At 38.8% G+C, this 16,106-nt stretch carries 14 protein-coding genes and 1 pseudogene; 3 read left to right on the top strand and 12 right to left on the bottom strand.

All coding sequences use genetic code 11. The features are described from left to right. The 10 genes from V7083_RS18920 to V7083_RS18965 form a co-directional block, all read right to left on the bottom strand. On the bottom strand, positions 1-949 hold a 949-nt coding region (locus tag V7083_RS18920; RefSeq protein WP_335480829.1), incomplete at its 3' end, for a threonine aldolase family protein. Between the two features lie 111 nt (positions 950-1,060). Further along, positions 1,061-2,413, bottom strand: coding sequence for an APC family permease (locus tag V7083_RS18925; protein WP_335480831.1), 1,353 nt, complete (start codon positions 2,411-2,413; stop codon positions 1,061-1,063). 105 nt (positions 2,414-2,518) lie between these two features. After that, entirely contained in the window at positions 2,519-3,988 is a 1,470-nt protein-coding gene (locus tag V7083_RS18930; protein WP_335480833.1) for an aldehyde dehydrogenase family protein, read from the bottom strand. A gap of 29 nt (positions 3,989-4,017) precedes the next feature. Next, positions 4,018-5,091: an ABC transporter substrate-binding protein gene (locus V7083_RS18935; RefSeq protein ID WP_335480835.1), complete on the bottom strand. Its 1,074-nt coding sequence runs from the start codon at positions 5,089-5,091 to the stop codon at positions 4,018-4,020. Further along, a complete protein-coding gene (locus V7083_RS18940; protein ID WP_335480837.1) occupies positions 5,088-5,897 on the bottom strand; it encodes an ABC transporter permease in 810 nt (269 codons plus the stop codon). Before V7083_RS18940 ends, V7083_RS18935 begins: the two co-directional genes overlap by 4 nt. Before the next feature lies 1 nt (position 5,898). After that, on the bottom strand, positions 5,899-6,702 hold the full coding sequence (locus V7083_RS18945; RefSeq protein ID WP_335480839.1) for an ABC transporter permease: 804 nt from the start codon (positions 6,700-6,702) through the stop codon (positions 5,899-5,901). Beyond that, on the bottom strand, positions 6,687-7,811 hold the full coding sequence (locus V7083_RS18950) for an ABC transporter ATP-binding protein (RefSeq protein WP_335480841.1): 1,125 nt from the start codon (positions 7,809-7,811) through the stop codon (positions 6,687-6,689). Before V7083_RS18950 ends, V7083_RS18945 begins: the two co-directional genes overlap by 16 nt. A 129-nt stretch (positions 7,812-7,940) precedes the next feature. Next, on the bottom strand, positions 7,941-9,143 hold the full coding sequence (locus V7083_RS18955) for a saccharopine dehydrogenase family protein (protein WP_335480843.1): 1,203 nt from the start codon (positions 9,141-9,143) through the stop codon (positions 7,941-7,943). A 271-nt stretch (positions 9,144-9,414) separates the two neighbouring features. Next, the gene (locus V7083_RS18960; RefSeq protein ID WP_335480845.1) at positions 9,415-10,785 is read right to left on the bottom strand and encodes a putrescine aminotransferase; all 1,371 of its coding nucleotides are present in this window, start codon (positions 10,783-10,785) and stop codon (positions 9,415-9,417) included. 194 nt (positions 10,786-10,979) lie between these two features. Continuing rightward, complete coding sequence (locus tag V7083_RS18965; protein ID WP_335480847.1) at positions 10,980-12,791, bottom strand: sigma-54-dependent Fis family transcriptional regulator; 1,812 nt, start codon at positions 12,789-12,791, stop codon at positions 10,980-10,982. Between the two features lie 294 nt (positions 12,792-13,085). Here V7083_RS18965 and scfA point away from each other — a divergent pair, with 294 nt between their 5' ends. From scfA to V7083_RS18980, 3 genes are all read left to right on the top strand, one after another. After that, the gene (scfA, locus tag V7083_RS18970; RefSeq protein ID WP_335480849.1) at positions 13,086-13,235 is read left to right on the top strand and encodes a six-cysteine ranthipeptide SCIFF; all 150 of its coding nucleotides are present in this window, start codon (positions 13,086-13,088) and stop codon (positions 13,233-13,235) included. A 71-nt stretch (positions 13,236-13,306) separates the two neighbouring features. After that, complete coding sequence (gene scfB, locus V7083_RS18975; protein WP_335480851.1) at positions 13,307-14,704, top strand: thioether cross-link-forming SCIFF peptide maturase; 1,398 nt, start codon at positions 13,307-13,309, stop codon at positions 14,702-14,704. A gap of 261 nt (positions 14,705-14,965) precedes the next feature. Then, a complete protein-coding gene (locus tag V7083_RS18980; protein WP_335480853.1) occupies positions 14,966-15,289 on the top strand; it encodes a BC1872 family protein in 324 nt (107 codons plus the stop codon). Between the two features lie 248 nt (positions 15,290-15,537). Here the strand turns inward: V7083_RS18980 and V7083_RS18985 are convergent, their stop codons facing one another. Beyond that, the gene (locus V7083_RS18985) at positions 15,538-15,846 is read right to left on the bottom strand and encodes a 3-oxoacyl-[acyl-carrier-protein] synthase III C-terminal domain-containing protein (RefSeq protein ID WP_335480855.1); all 309 of its coding nucleotides are present in this window, start codon (positions 15,844-15,846) and stop codon (positions 15,538-15,540) included. 44 nt (positions 15,847-15,890) lie between these two features. Beyond that, a pseudogene (locus tag V7083_RS18990) lies at positions 15,891-16,106 on the bottom strand (hypothetical protein); the annotation flags it as partial.

The raw sequence follows: 16,106 nt of genomic DNA on the forward strand, positions 1-16,106 counted from the left end.
TGGCATAGTGATCAGGATCGGTCTTTTCCCAAATTAAAAAGTCATATTTCTTTTGCAGTTGCTCAATAGATGAATTTGAAAGAATAGGAAAAAGCTGATTGGATGGTGAATGAATTAAAAACGGAATTTTCGCTTCACTAATCCCCTGTCGAAGGATGCCTGCCATTTTATTGGCATGCTCCGATAATTCAAAAAATAAATTATCACGAAACAATTCAGAAAACTGAATGCCCAATAACCTTCCTTTCGCAAGTAGAGCGCCCTTTTGTTTCATATGGAAGCGAAAATCTTCTTTAAGACTCTCCCGACAAATCACTAATGCCTCGCCAATCAATGCACCATTTTTGGTGCCGCCTATGTAAAAAGCATCCACAAGTTCAGGTAAATCACTTAGCTCGAGGTCATTCTCACTTGAACACAATGCTGAGCCAAGCCTTGCACCATCCATAAACAAGATGAGCTGATTTTGATCACAAAAATGGCGAAGTTGTTCCAAATCATTTTTTTTATAAATCGTGCCTATTTCTGTAGAGTTTGATATGTATACCAGCTTAGGTTTTACCATATGCTCATCTGAATGGGTCTCAAGTACCGAAATTAAGTGCTGAACCGTTAATTTTCCGTCATTCGTCTCTACTGTTATTACTTTATGGCCGGTAGCTTCAATTGCTCCGGTCTCATGTGTTGCAATATGAGCAGTGCCTGCGGCTATTGCTGCTTCATGGGGTCTTAAAAATGCTGAAATAGCAATCAAATTGGTTTGAGTTCCACCTGATAATAAATGAATGTCTAACTCATTTTGCTTAAGTCTTCGCTTTAAATACTCAATGGCTCTTTTGGAAAATGTGTCTTCTCCATAGCCATCCTCCTGATCTAAGTTCGTTTCTATTAAAGCATTTAAAATTTGGGGGTGTGCGCCCTCGCTATAGTCGTTCTTAAAGCTGTACATTTCAATGCCTCCCTTTTTACACTATCATTCTTTCAATATCGTAACATAAGATTGATCCAATTTAGAACCATATTTAAAGGGTGCAACCAAATTTTGGGCACCCTCTAAATTCTATATCGAAGTAGATTGATCCGCTTCTTCTAAATTAAAGTCTTTAATGCTTATCTTAAAGAATTTCGTCTGAAATACCATATAAATTAGCCCAATAGCCGTCCAAACAAGCCCGCCTATTAGGGCATCTGAACTTAGATTAACCCAAAGAATCCCTGTCGATCCCGCCCCAAGCAATGGCATAAAAACATATGAGAAAAGCTGTTTCCCCGTTTTATATTGCTTTTGCCGGAAAACAAAATGGGCTAAAACAGATAAGTTAACGAATGTAAAAGCAATTAGCGCTCCAAAGTTAATAAAGGAAGCAATTAGTTCGAGACTTGGTGTGATCGCGAGCAGTGAAACCAAGCCAACTAAAATTGCGTTAAATGTAGGAGTCCGAAATTTTGGATGAACATAACCAAACACCTTTTTTGGCAGAACACCGTTGCGCCCCATGACATAAAGAAGTCGAGTTACACTGGCATGGGAGGCTAATCCGGAAGCTGCCGTTGCGGCAAAACCACCGGCTACAAGGAAGACTTTAAATAAAGTTCCCCCTACATACAAACCGATTTCAGGTAGAGTATTGTCTGTCACTTTAAAATTGGAAAGATCCGGAAAAAGGGCCTGTGCAAAGTAGGAAGCAACGAAGAAGATCCCTCCACCAATAAACACTGTTAAGATAATGGCACGTGGCAGTGTTTGTTGATTGACGGCTTCCTCTGCATACATGGTGATAGCATCAAAGCCAATAAAGGAGAAGCATACTACAGTAGCTCCGGCTAAAATAGCACTGATATGGACATTGGAATGGAAGAATGGCTCTGAGGTGAATAGGGTTCCTTGCCCCATGCCTTGAGATAACTTCATGAATGCAAGGACAAGAAATGCTACAATTAGAAACAATGAAAAAACAACCAGTACCGCATTTGCACTAGAGGTTTTCCCCATGCTCCAAACATTAAATAGGGTCACAACAGCAACATAAGTGACAACCCAAATCCAAGGAGGAACATTCGGAAAAAATGATTCCATATATAGTCGAATAATTAAGGCGTTTACCATGGGAAGTAGGAGATAATCTAGCAAAGCTGTCCATCCAACTAAAAATCCCAAGTAAGGATTCATAGTCTCTCTGGTATACGTGTAGGCCGATCCAGCACTTGGATATACCTGAACCATCTTCCCATAACTAATGGCAGTGAATAGCATAACGATCAATGCAGCAAGGTATGCCATTGGAACAACACCATTTGTTTCCTCTGATACAATACCAAAGGTATCAAACACAACAGTTGGTGTCATATACCCCAATCCAAGTCCAACAATTGCCCATAGCCCTAACGAACGCTTAAGAGTTACCTTCTCCAATTGAACCTACACCCCTTTGTTTATTCGCTTGTTTTTATTTCACCTCTCAATAGAGAGATTGAACCAGCCCTTATCGCACTCCTACATTTTTCCTATTTTTAATTACTATTCATCTTTTTTACTAAACCAGCCACTTGGACAGACATTTAGGTTGATGTTGACCTGCTTTACTTCTTGATACGCCTCTAATCCAAACGTACCAAGTTCCCGACCGATTCCGCTTTGTTTATACCCACCCCAAGGGGCCTCATTAAAGGTTGGATGATACGTATTAATCCAAGTAATGCCGGCTCTTAGTTTACGAATTACTCTCTGTGCCTTAGCCCCATCGGCTGTAAAAACAGCACCCGCAAGTCCATAAATAGAATCATTCGCTAGCCGAATTGCTTCTTCCTCTGTTTTAAAACTTTGTATGACTAAGACTGGACCAAAAATCTCCTCTTTTACAATTCTCATAGTAGGTTTGGTTTTACCGAAAATAGTTGGAGCAACATAATAACCCTTTTCATATAACCGGTTGCCCCCGCATAATAATTCGGCACCTTCTGCTATTCCGACTTTAATATAATCTAACACCTTTTCCATATGAGGCTTCGAGATTAACGGGCCCATTTCAGTATTAGCATCTAATCCGTTTCCAACGGTAATTGCTTTTGCCCTTTTAACAAGTTCCGGTACAAATTTTTCATAGAGAGAATCTTGCAGTAATAGCCTCGATCCTGCAGAGCACACCTGACCTTGATTGGCAAAAATAGCATATAAAGCATAATCTACTGCCGTTTCAAAGTCTGCATCTTCAAAAACGATATTCGGGGATTTTCCTCCCAATTCAAGTGAAACATTTTTTAATGTTTCCGTGGCAGCTCTCATGATCTTCTTTCCTGTAACCGTTCCCCCTGTAAAGGCTACCTTATCCACCAGTGGATTTTCTGAAATCTCGGCTCCAACGGTTTGGCCTGGCCCAAGGACCAAATTGACAACACCTGGTGGAAAGCCTACTTCGTCGATAATCTCAAATAGTTTCATTAAACTTAATGGGGTATGCTCAGCAGGTTTGATCACAACCGTACACCCTGCGGCAAGTGCGGGAGCGATCTTTTGGACAGCCATTACTAATGGATAATTCCACGGTACGATTTGACCAACAACTCCAATGGGTTCCCTCACAACATATGCTTGTATATCATCAGGCACATCATATACCTGCCCGTTAGGTTTTGTGATCAACCCCGCATAGTATTCTAATTGATTGACGGCATCTGCAATGTCATAGCTTGACTCCCTTAATGGTTTTCCATTATTTTTCGTCTCTAGCAGGGCAAACGCTTCGATTTGTTGCTTAAGCTTATCAGCCACTTCAAAAAGTAGTTGAGCCCGGTACCTAGCATGCGTCTCTCCCCAACCATCCTCGTAAAATGCTTTATATGCTGCATGAATGGCTTCACGTGCATCTTCTACCGTACCTTCTGTAACGTTTGCAATCACTTCCTCAGTTGCAGGATTGATGATTTCTCTGTGTTCCCCACTTTTGCTTAACACCCACTGACCATTGATATACATCTTGTTGACATTCATCGATTTAACGTCTCCTTTTTATTAAACTATTAATCTTTGTGCATTTTAAACTGAAGAAATAATTCATTATAATAGGCAAGATTTTTCTTACCAAGATTTTCATAAACTTCTAACTTTTTTGTAAGCTCGGGTGATGGGTAGAAACGTTTATCCTTTACCATTTCTTTTGGCATATATTGAAGGGCTTGCTCATTTGGCGTTGAATATCCAACATATTCTGCATTTTTCGCCGCATTTTTTGGATCCAACATAAAGTTAATGAATTGATGTGCACCTTCAATATTTTTGGCAGTTTTCGGGATAACCATGTTATCAAACCACAGGTTGGAGCCCTCCTTTGGAACGACATAGTCCAACTTTTCATTATTGGATATGGCTTCAGAGGCCTCACCTGACCACGTAAGCCCAACGGCAGCCTCTTCATTGGCTAAAAGGATCTTGATCTCATCCCCAACAATCGCCTTTACGTTCGGCATCAGTGTTTCAAGTTTTTTCTGCGCCTCAATGAGATGATTTCGATTTGTATCATTCAGCGAGTACCCTAAGCTATTCAAACCTACCCCCATTACTTCCCGAGCTCCGTCAATTAATAGAATTTGATTTTTCAAGTCGGGATCCCACAAGTCTTCCCAGCTCGCTATTTTTTTACCATTAAGCATACTGGGATTGTAAACAATCCCGACCGTTCCCCAAAAATAAGGGATTGAGTATTTATTTTTGGGATCAAAAGAAAGATCCATAAAACGTTTATCGATATTTACTAGGTTGGAAAGCTTAGAATGATCAAGCGGAATGAGTTGCCTCTTTTTTACCATTTTCATAATGGTATATTCTGATGGGACTGCAACATCGTAATTTGTGCCACCCTGCTCAATTTTCGTCATCATCGCTTCATTCGAATCAAACGTTTCATAGATAACCTTGATTCCAGTTTCTTTTTCAAAGCTTTTGATTAATTCAGGGTCAATATAATCACCCCAATTGTAAACGGTCAGAGTATTTCTGCCCGAATATCCCTCTGAAGCGTTCAAACGGGAATTAATAAAAATCAAGACCGCTGTGGTAACCAGAAGCGTAATAAAAAAACGCAGGAGTTTTTTCATTGTTTATAAACCCCCAGTTCATTCGCCTTTTTATTCCTTACCGAAATCATTTGGTATATGACTACCATCAACAATGTAACGAGGCAGAGTATGGCCGATAAAGCGTTAATATTTAAGGAAATTCCACGGCGAGCAAGGGAGTAAATTTCTACTGAAAGTGTTGAAAAACCATTGCCAGTTACAAAAAATGTGACGGAAAAGTCGTCAAGGGAATAGGTTAAGGCCATAAAAAAGCCAGCAAAAATTCCGGGAGCAATAAATGGAACGATCACTCTTGTTAAGACATTCCAGCTACTTGCTCCAAGGTCAAGCGCCGCGTCGATTAACGACGGACTCATCTCCATCAATTTTGGCAATACCATTAAAACGACGATGGGAATACTGAAAGCAATATGTGACAACAACACGGAATAGAATCCCAGTTTTATTCCAGCCATCGTAAATAGGATTAAAAAGGATGCTCCAATAATTACGTCCGGGCTGACGATTAACACATTATTTAAAGACATTAATAGATTCTTGGTCCTTCTTTTTTTGGCATAGTAAATCGCCAGTGCCCCTAGGACACCTATAATGGTAGAAATTATCGCTGATAAAAGAGCAACGATAATGGTATTTAACACTATGATCAATAACCTAGTATCATGAAAAAGTTCACGATACCATTCCAGCGAGAAGCCTTTAAAATCGAACATCGTGTCTCCACTATTAAAAGAAAAAATAATTAAGAAGAAAATGGGTGCATACAAGATGAAAAAGATGAAACCTAAAGTGATTTTTGACAAAGGCGAAATCCCTTTTTCCATCTTATACACCTCGCTTTCGGGTACTCGTTAGAATCATGAATAAAACCATGATGATAATCAAAAACACCGCTATAGTAGAACCCATGCCCCAATCTTGAGTGACAAGAAATTGCTGCTCTATGGCTGTACCTAAGGTGATCACCCGATTACCAGCTATTAATCTAGTAAGCATGAACAATGAAAGTGCCGGTATAAAGGTAACCTGCCAACCAGATTTTACTCCGTCTAGGGTCAAGGGAAAAATAACTCGATAAAAGGTTGTCCATGAGGATGCCCCAAGGTCATTGGCTGCATCTAACAAGGATGGGTTTATCTCATTTAAACTATTAAAAATAGGAAGGATCATGAAGGGGATAAAAATATAAACGGATACAAACACAAAGCTAAAATCTGTGAACAAAATTTGCTGTTCCCCGATCCCAATACTTTTTAAAATACTGTTTACGGTTCCATAGGTACCAAAAATACCTAAGAATGCATATGCTTTTAATAGCAGGTTAATCCATGATGGAACAATAATTAATAAAAGCCAGAATTGCTTATGTTTTGTTTTCGTTAATAAATAGGCGGTTGGATATGCCACAATGAAGGTGAATAGGGTAATTAAAAAGGCATACCAAAAGGAACTAAGCATCATTTTCAAGTAAACGGCAGTGAAAAACTTTTGATAGTTGGCTAGTGAAAGATTTCCTTCAATATCTATGAATGAATAATAGACAATTAGTAATATAGGAACGATGACAAATATGAGAATCCATAGATAGTAGGAAAAAGAGTAAAGGTTTCTGGTTAGTTTACCTTCCATAAGGTTGAATCCTCCTTATCCGCATATGTTTCCAAGCGGCGGTCGAATTCTTCCTCTGTCTCTCCATAGCGCATAACGTGGATGGCTTCTCGATCAAAATCAAGGCCAATTTCTTCACCTACATTAGCCTTCTTAGTAGAATGGACCAGCCATACATTTCCATCTTGATCGTTGCAGCATATTTCATAATGGACTCCCCTAAATAATTGGGAATCCACCACCACACGAAGTTTACCTTTTTCAGGAGAGGTGATTTCTAAATCCTCAGGTCTTATGACAATCTCTACCGATTCATTTTCTTCAAAACCTTTATCATCACATTCAAACTTTCTTTCGACAAACTCTACTAAATAGTCTTTCAACATTTTTCCTTGAACGATATTTGACTCACCGATAAAGTCCGCCACAAACCGGTTTATCGGATTGTCATAAATATCTGTCGGCGTCCCACTTTGTTGGATTTTTCCTTTATTGATGACAAAAATTTCATCCGACATGGCCAAGGCTTCCTCTTGATCATGGGTGACAAAAATAAACGTGATACCTAATCGAAGCTGGAGCTCCCTTAATTCATATTGCATTTCGGTTCGCAGTTTTAAATCAAGAGCAGAAAGCGGCTCATCAAGGAGGATTACCTCTGGCTTATTTACAATCGCCCTGGCAATGGCAACCCTTTGCCGCTGTCCACCTGACATTTCTCTGATTTCTCGATTTTCATATCCCTCGAGATTGACAAATTTCAACGCTTCCTTCACTTTTTCATTCACATCAGCCTGTTTCGCCTTTTTTATACGGAGACCAAAAGCAACATTTTCAAACACATTTAAATGAGGAAAAAGCGCATAATCCTGAAATACAGTATTGACCTGTCGCTTATTGCTGGGAACATGATTAATCATTTCACCATTAAACAAGATCTCTCCGGTAGACGCTTCAGTAAAACCGGCAATTAATCTTAAAATGGTTGTTTTTCCACATCCCGATGGACCCAGAAGTGTATAAAATTTTCCCCGTTCCAGTTTAAAACTGACATTATCTAATATAGAAGGATTATTCCCATATTTTTTTGTTACATTGTTAAATTGAATAATCGGCATTCTCCATTTCATAAGGTCCTCCCTGATCTATTCATTTCAGTTTGATAAACCTTTTTAGTAATCGCTTTCATTTTATTGTTATTAGAGAATAACCCCATTGAAGGAGTTATTCTCTAATATGACGTTGATTAAATTCTATGATTAAGCCGTTTTGATAATTGGACTAGTTTTCTTCATCACATACCATTCCATTCCTCTTGCCTGTAATCTTTCAAAGAATGGAACAGGATCGATTTTTTCAGGCGGTATACAGCCTGTTTCAGTTAATAGACCTTCAGCAATCATATCAACTGCTACAACCGGCGGAACACCGGTTTGCCATACTGTTGCCTGAAAGCCTACTTTTTCATAAATCTCATCATGGTTGGCCATTGTATAGACGAACATCTCCACGTTTTGACCAGCTTTGGTTCCTTTCACATTGGCTCCAACACATGAATATCCATGAATTTTTCCGGCCAATTCTGCTGGCTTCGGCATGGTTGTTACCACCACATCGCGTGGTACAACATCCGCACCGCCAACACTGATTGGCTCTTTGCTATCAAGCCCTAAATAGCTTAGAACTTTGAGCGTGTTGACAAAATCCGGATGCAACGCATAACGGAACTCTACGTGTTCACATCCTTTTCCAATAGACCTTCCTAAGGTCACTGCTTCCTCATGTTCTACCACATAACAGTCCAGCCAGCCAATAGGCTCTGGAAATTCAAATTCATCTTTATTGGCAAAAGGGGTTGGATAATATTGCAATCCCTCTTTTGCTGTCCAGTAGTTAGGTTTGGCTAAACATTCCTGAATGGCTGTTTGCGGGCTAAAATAAGCACAGAAGCCTTCATAGTCTACATCGGAATTATCCCCATCGAGAATCGTGATCGATTTAACAGTATCCATCTGGTCGGCAGCGAATCTAGCCGCTATATTAGAAAATCCAGGGTCGCAACCTAACCCCATAATCCCCAGCACTCCTGCTTGCTTAAACTTATCACCCCATTCCAGTTGCTTTAATAGGTCATCTGGGCTATCGGAAGCCATATCAATATAATGGGTTTTTGTATCAATACATGCCTGCATTACCGTATAATTAAATTCTGGTATCCCCGCATGAAGCACCACATCTACATCATCCAAGATAGAAGCTACACTTTCACGGTTGTTCGCATCTACCTGACAAACCTCAATTGGTGTCGTAGTTTGCTTCCTTAATTGTTTTGCAATTTTCTCAGCTGACTTGGTTGAAATATCTGCGAGAACTAATTCTGATAAATACCCTTTTTTGACAACCTCCGACGCACACACCTGACCTACACCGCCAACTCCTAAAACTACAACTTTAAAACTCAAACAGTCGTCCTCCTAATTTTTTTAAATTTCTAAATCCGAATGTGAAACAACCAACGTTTTCTGAATACAAATACGCTTTTCAATTTACCTTGTCACGCTCCTCTCGGAAAATTCGCAAGTTATTTATATTAAGCCGAAAAAAGGATCTACCCTATTCGGCTCAATAACCAATTATAGCCGGCAACTAACATCCCATATATTGGTATCTTACCATGTATATAGTGATAACTGAAGTTTTATTGCCAATTTTCAGACTTTAAAAACTGTACTTTTACACACGAACTGATTGACGTTTTTGTTCCTCAGCCAATTTTCCAATATGTCGCTCAATGGCATTAAGAACTGTATCAATTTGTTCATAAGAAATGACTGCAGGCGGCTCAATTCGGATTACGGTGGCGTTATTAAGAGTACCACCTACCAAAATATTGTCGGTAAATAGGCGCTTCGCTAAATCAAAACCTATATCGTTATTAGCAAACTGCATTCCAATCAATAAACCTTTCCCTCTCACCGCAACCATTAAATCAGAATACTTATTTTGGATGTTAGATAGCCTTGATAATATATATTCACCTTTTTCCCTTGCCATCTCAGGAATATTTTCTTCAAGGATTGTTTTAATACCAGCTATTGCCCCGGCACAGCAAAGCGGGTTACCACCAAACGTAGAGGAACCTAATAAAAACGGATTCTCCTCTAACTTAACCCAATGTTTTGGACGGGCAACCATTGCAGCGATTGGCATTACGCCTCCACCAAATGCTTTACCGAGTGTCATAATATCTGGAACGACATCAAAGTGTTCAATACCGAACATCTTACCTGTCCGACCCATACCCGTTTGAATTTCATCCACAATGAGCAAACAACCATGGTTATCACAAATCTCACGTAAGCGCTTAAAATAATCCTTTGAAGGAACGTTGACCCCACCTTCGCCTTGAATTGGCTCCACTAAGATCCCGGCAACGGATTCTCCGGTGGCTTCAAGATTTTTTACCATTGTTTCCATTGCCTCTGCATTACCATATTCAACATGATAAAATCCAGGTAAAAGCGGCATATATGGTTCACGGAAAACTGCCTTTCCAGAAGCTGAAAGGGACCCAAATGTTTTACCATGGAAGCCATTTGTGGTAGAAATAAAACATTTTTTCCCTGTTGCAATCCTGGCTAATTTAAGAGCCATTTCATTTGCTTCTGTTCCACAATTGGTTAAATAGGAATATTGGAGATCACCAGGGGTAATTGCTGCAACTAGTTTTGACAAGTATCCACGAAGAGGATCAACCAACTCCTGACTATGCAGTGCGTATCGTTTAATTTGCGATTCTACAGCCTTCACCACATTTGGATGACGATGGCCGAGTAAGTATACACCGTAACCTCCAAGACAGTCGATAAATTCCCGACCCTTTGTATCCCGAAATACAGCACCTTCTCCTTCCCACTCCACAAACGAGAAATCGGTGGAAGCAGCTTTGCGGTGTTTAAGGATTGCTTTATTAACATACTGTTCGAAATTCTCAACTGAGTCCTCAACAATCTGGTTCTTTTCCTCCGACGTAAGTTGATCACTCTCAATTAGATGTAAAATATTTTTGGCAAGACTTAAGCTTTCTTCTCTTGGTTTTTGCATTCTATCCATCCTTTTTATCATTTTTAAAAAACTCATAAATCTAAAATGCAAGTATCGTGCCAATTAAATAACATTGATAAATCAATGTTTACTTAAAAGGGTACTTCTCATTTTTGAGAAATACCCTAATTATAGAAATGATTTTTCTATTGAAGCCTGCCACCCATCTAGGGAAAACTGCTATTTCTCGAAATTTAGAAACTTTTCTCATAATTGAGAAGGTCATATTCTTCTAATTTCCGATAAAGGGTGGCTAAACTGATTTCAAGCTCATTAGCCATCTTTTTTTTGGCCTTGACACTTGTACCATAGTTTTTCATAAAATGCGATAAGATCTGTTTCTCTTCTTGCTGTAACCTCTTTTTTAAATTTAAATGATTAGCATGTTCTTTTGGTTTCCTCCAATTAAAAATACGCCGCGGCAAACTTGATGGGGTGATTTTTTCTGTTGTTTCCATATTCACTGCGTATTCTACTGCATTTTCTAATTCTCTAATGTTACCCGGCCATGTATACTCCGTTAAAATAGAAATTGTTTCATGATCAAACTTTTCCACGTATTTACGGGCAATTTTCATATGCTTATGGAGGAAGTGATTCATTAATATGGGAATGTCCTCTGCCCTCTCTCTCAATGAAGGCATCGAAATGGGAATAACGTTTAGTCTAAAATATAAATCAGCCCTAAATTCACCATCTGAAACCATTTGCTCCAGATTTTTATTTGTGGCAGCAATTACCCGAACATTAATGGGAATCGCTTTTGTACCACCGATCCGTTCAATCTCTTTGTTTTGCAGAACATGAAGAAGTTTAATTTGCAAATGCAGGGGCATATCACCTATTTCATCTAAAAAAATGGTTCCTTTGTCCGCCAATTCAAATTTCCCTGCTTTTCCTTGGTGTCTGGCTCCTGTAAAGGCTCCATTTTCATAGCCAAACAATTCGCTTTCCAATAAAGATTCAGGGATGGCCCCACAATTAATATTAATAAAAGGACCATCGTAGCGGTTTCCTGCATTATGTATCGCCATGGCTAATAGACCTTTTCCAGTACCTGTTTCTCCGGTAATGAGAATCGTTGATTGGCTATTACATACCTTTAAAGCTTGTTCTTTTAATTTTTTCAATGGTTCGCTATCTCCAATAACTTCATCCATAGAAGAAATACGTTGCAAGCTGGTCATGGAAAATGCCAATTTACGTACATCTGAGCTTTTTCGAAACGAGGCAACAGCTCCAATAATTCGATTGTGGGCACGAATGGGCGATGTGGATACTAAAAAATCAGCCTGTACCCCATTCACTTCATAACTTTCCTCTTTTTCTTTATATTCTTGACCGTTGATTAGAACCTCTAACATAGGTGAACCTGGTAAAATTTTTGATAAATGAAATCCGATCAGTTCTTCCTTGGGGCGTTCCATTAAAATTTCAGCCGTTGGGTTTACATGATTAATGATGCCCGAAGCATCAATTGCCATGATCCCTTCGTGAATAGATTCAATGATGGTATTCAGCTGATTAGTTGTAAGTTGTAACTTTTTTATTGCTTCCTGTTCGGTTATTTTTCCAGCTAATAACTTTTCCATTTGCTGGAGGAATTCAAGCATTTGATGCTTATTTTCTATTAGTTGCTGCTGCTGATGTTGTGTGAAGGCCAACAGTCCAATCACTCCGATGGCCCTGCCTTTAAACCGGATCGGGCAGCAAATTTCGGCGAACTCTTCTGTTTGACTGGTTAAGTAGGATGGATCGTAATTGGGGTCATTTCGTGCATCTTCAATTATATAAGGACGATTAGTGGTTAGGACTCTGCCATATAAAAAACCAGCTTCCTTTGATCCGTTTTCTTCTTTGTGATTAATGCGCTTTACAATATGACCAGTACCAGCCACGACTGTCATGTTTTCATCGACAATCTCCGTATCCAGCTTTAATGCTGCGGAAATGGCAGCAGCGATTTCTTGTACCTGCACCTGGAACTCCATTAATCTACTTGTCATCCTATCCCTCCGTAGATTGGTTTATTTATTTAATTTTACAATAAGTTTCGCAAAAATTCTGTAAAATAAATTTTTATGACTCTAGCAGAATTCGTAAGAAAATAAAATATTCATAAGTTGTAATAATATAATTCACCAAAAAATCACACTTAAAATGTTCCACAATATTGACACATTGGGAATGATTGGCTGAAAGGAAGATATGCTAAAATTTTTTGTATGAATTGTGATGAAAAAATCCATGAGGTTTCGCATGAATTTTTTCAAAAATAATAGGTAAAGAGGTTATTTGTTATGAAGAGAATTGTCACACTTACTACACGAAAACTGATGGATACTGTAAAAAATGGCGGTTGTGGGGAATGCCAAACATCATGTCAGTCAGCTTGCAAAACTTCTTGTGGGGTTGCCAATCAGAAGTGTGAGAACACAATGAACAGATAGGAAAAAGTGTGGGCCGCCCATCTGGTTTCAGATGGGCGGAAATTTTTTGTCTAAAGGAGTAAGAATTACAAATGATTCATCAATACAAACTAAACGGATACAATATTGTACTCGACACCTATAGTGGTTCAGTTCATGTTGTAGACGATCTCGCTTATGAAATCATTGGACTTTATGAAAATACAAGTAATGATGGTATTTTGAGCAAGTTAAATGACAAGTACGAACATGATTGCAATATATCAAAAGAAGATATTCTAGAAACTCTTTCAGATGTTGAGAACCTAAAAAAGGCTGGACAGCTCTTTACTCAAGATGAATATAAGGATCTCTCGATTGATTTAAGAAATCGTCAAACTTATGTAAAGGCTCTCTGCCTAAATGTTGCACATACCTGCAACCTTTCATGCGAATACTGTTTTGCCAGCCAAGGGAAATATAACGGTGACAGAGCGATAATGAGCTATGAAGTGGGGAAAAGAGCGATTGATTTTCTATTGGAAAACTCCGGGCACCACCGAAACCTTGATATCGATTTCTTTGGTGGAGAGCCTTTGATGGCCTGGGAGGTTGTCAAACAGATTGTCGCTTATGCAAAAAGTAAACAAAAGGACTACAAAAAAACATTTCGCTTCACCTTTACTACAAACGGATTGCTGTTAAACGACGAGGTCACTGATTTTCTAAATAACGAAATGCACAACGTCGTTTTAAGTCTGGATGGAAGGAAAGAAGTCCATGACGGGCTGCGGAAAACCGTTACTGGAAAGGGCAGCTACGATTTGATTATTCCAAAGTTCCAGGAATTCGTGAAAAAACGTGGAGACAAAGAATATTATGTTCGGGGAACCTACACAAGTAATAATGTAGACTTTACCAATGATATTTTTCACTTAGCTGACCTTGGATTTAATAAACTCTCGATGGAACCAGTTATCTGTGATCGACAAGAACCATACGCGCTTACCGAGGAGCACCTCCCTGAAATCTACAAACAGTATGAGATTCTCGGTAAGGAAATGATTAAGCGCAACGAGCAAGGCAATGGCTTCACTTTTTATCATTACATGCTAGACCTATCAGAAGGACCTTGTATTCAAAAGAGAATCTCAGGCTGCGGATCTGGAACCGAATATCTTGCTGTAACACCATGGGGTGAACTCTTCCCATGCCACCAGTTTGTCGGAGATGAAAAATACAGCATGGGAAACATTTGGGATGGAATTACAAAACCCGAGATCCAAGATCAATTTAAAGAAAGCAACTGTTACTCAAAACCAGAATGCCAAAACTGCTGGGCAAAATTATACTGCAGCGGCGGCTGCCCTGCGAATGCATTACATTCAACCGGCTCTCTCACCGGAACCTACGATTTCAGTTGTGATATCTTCCGTAAGAGGGTCGAGTGTTCCATTATGGTGAAGGTAGCAGATGCCATAAAATCTATAGAAGAAACTGAGGACATGTAACCAGTTCGTCCCATTGACAAAAGACTACCTCAAAAAAGAAAGCTGTCTCATTGTGAGACGGCTTTTTCTATAATATTTTGTATACGCAGTCGGTCCCCCCCAACAACAGTTATCATCCAGCCCTCTCTTTTTATACGAACCAGAAGATATATAAAATCAAAATCTATAACCTTTAATATTGAAATCCTACCGTGTTATATAATATAATCGTATATAAATAATCTGTTATATAATAATTGATTTATGGAGGGAAATTAGGCTATGAATAAGACAGATTCGATTGCTCGAAGAATTTTGGGATGGAAGTTAAATCGATGGGATCGATGGTATGATTTTGAAAATGGGGTGTTCATCCATGAATCAGAATTTCAGCCAGAGCATAATCTGGACCATGCGATGAAAATCGTACAAAAATTGGAAGAGTTCGGATATGATTACACAACGGACGGTGTTTCAACGGTAAGATTCAATGACATTCAAGCCTCCGGTGATACCTTGCCAAAGGCGATCATAAATGCTGCATATTCTGTCATCGAAAGGCATGCTAATATACACACTCCTAATATATGGAACCAATTATGTTAAACTGCTGGCAGTATAAAGAAGTTGATTCTAGGAATTTTATTTAAAGTCAAGAAAATATAAAAAACCATTTATATTTAAGTAATTATATAGAATGTCACACATTTTATAAGGAAAAAGAGAGGACAGATGAACAGGTTGAAAATGCCTGTATTCATTTATCCTTTTTTGTACACAAATGACCTCATTTACCACAACAAGGGTGTTGTTTGTTGTTCAACAAAAGCACCCGATCGTTTAATTATAATCCTTCACAATCTTTTTACGTTACAACGGTGTAGGAGTATTAATTTGTTCTCAAAATTTAATTCTAAAAGTTCACCAGCGTGAACCAAACCAGCTCCAAAACCGTACATGAGAACTCTATCTCCATTTTTAACTTTTCCCTCACGAATTCCCAGGTCAAGAGCTAAAGGAATAGTTGCAGCAGAACTATTTCCAAAGTTGACTAGGCTATAAAGAGTTTTTTCCATTGGAAAATCTAATTTCTCGCAAATCGGTTCAATTAACCGTAAGTTAGCACTATGAGGAATAAACCAATCAACTTGTTCTAAGCTCATTTTCGTTTTTTCTGAAATTTGTTTTACACTATCAGGAACATTCCTTACAACCCATTGAAAAACTTCCCTGCCGTTTTGTATACAAGATATTGAGTATCGAGTAAATCAATGGCATTAACATTTTTTGATAACCCAGTACGGTATACATGCTGTGTTCCTCTTCCGTCACTTCCCAGATTAAACCCAATAAAAATTTTTGATTGCTCATCCTTTTCAACCAATACCGCACCAGCACCAAATAAAATACATGTACTTCTATC

This window comes from Bacillus sp. JJ1764, assembly GCF_036962145.1.
Classification (GTDB): Bacteria; Bacillota; Bacilli; order Bacillales; family Cytobacillaceae; genus Neobacillus.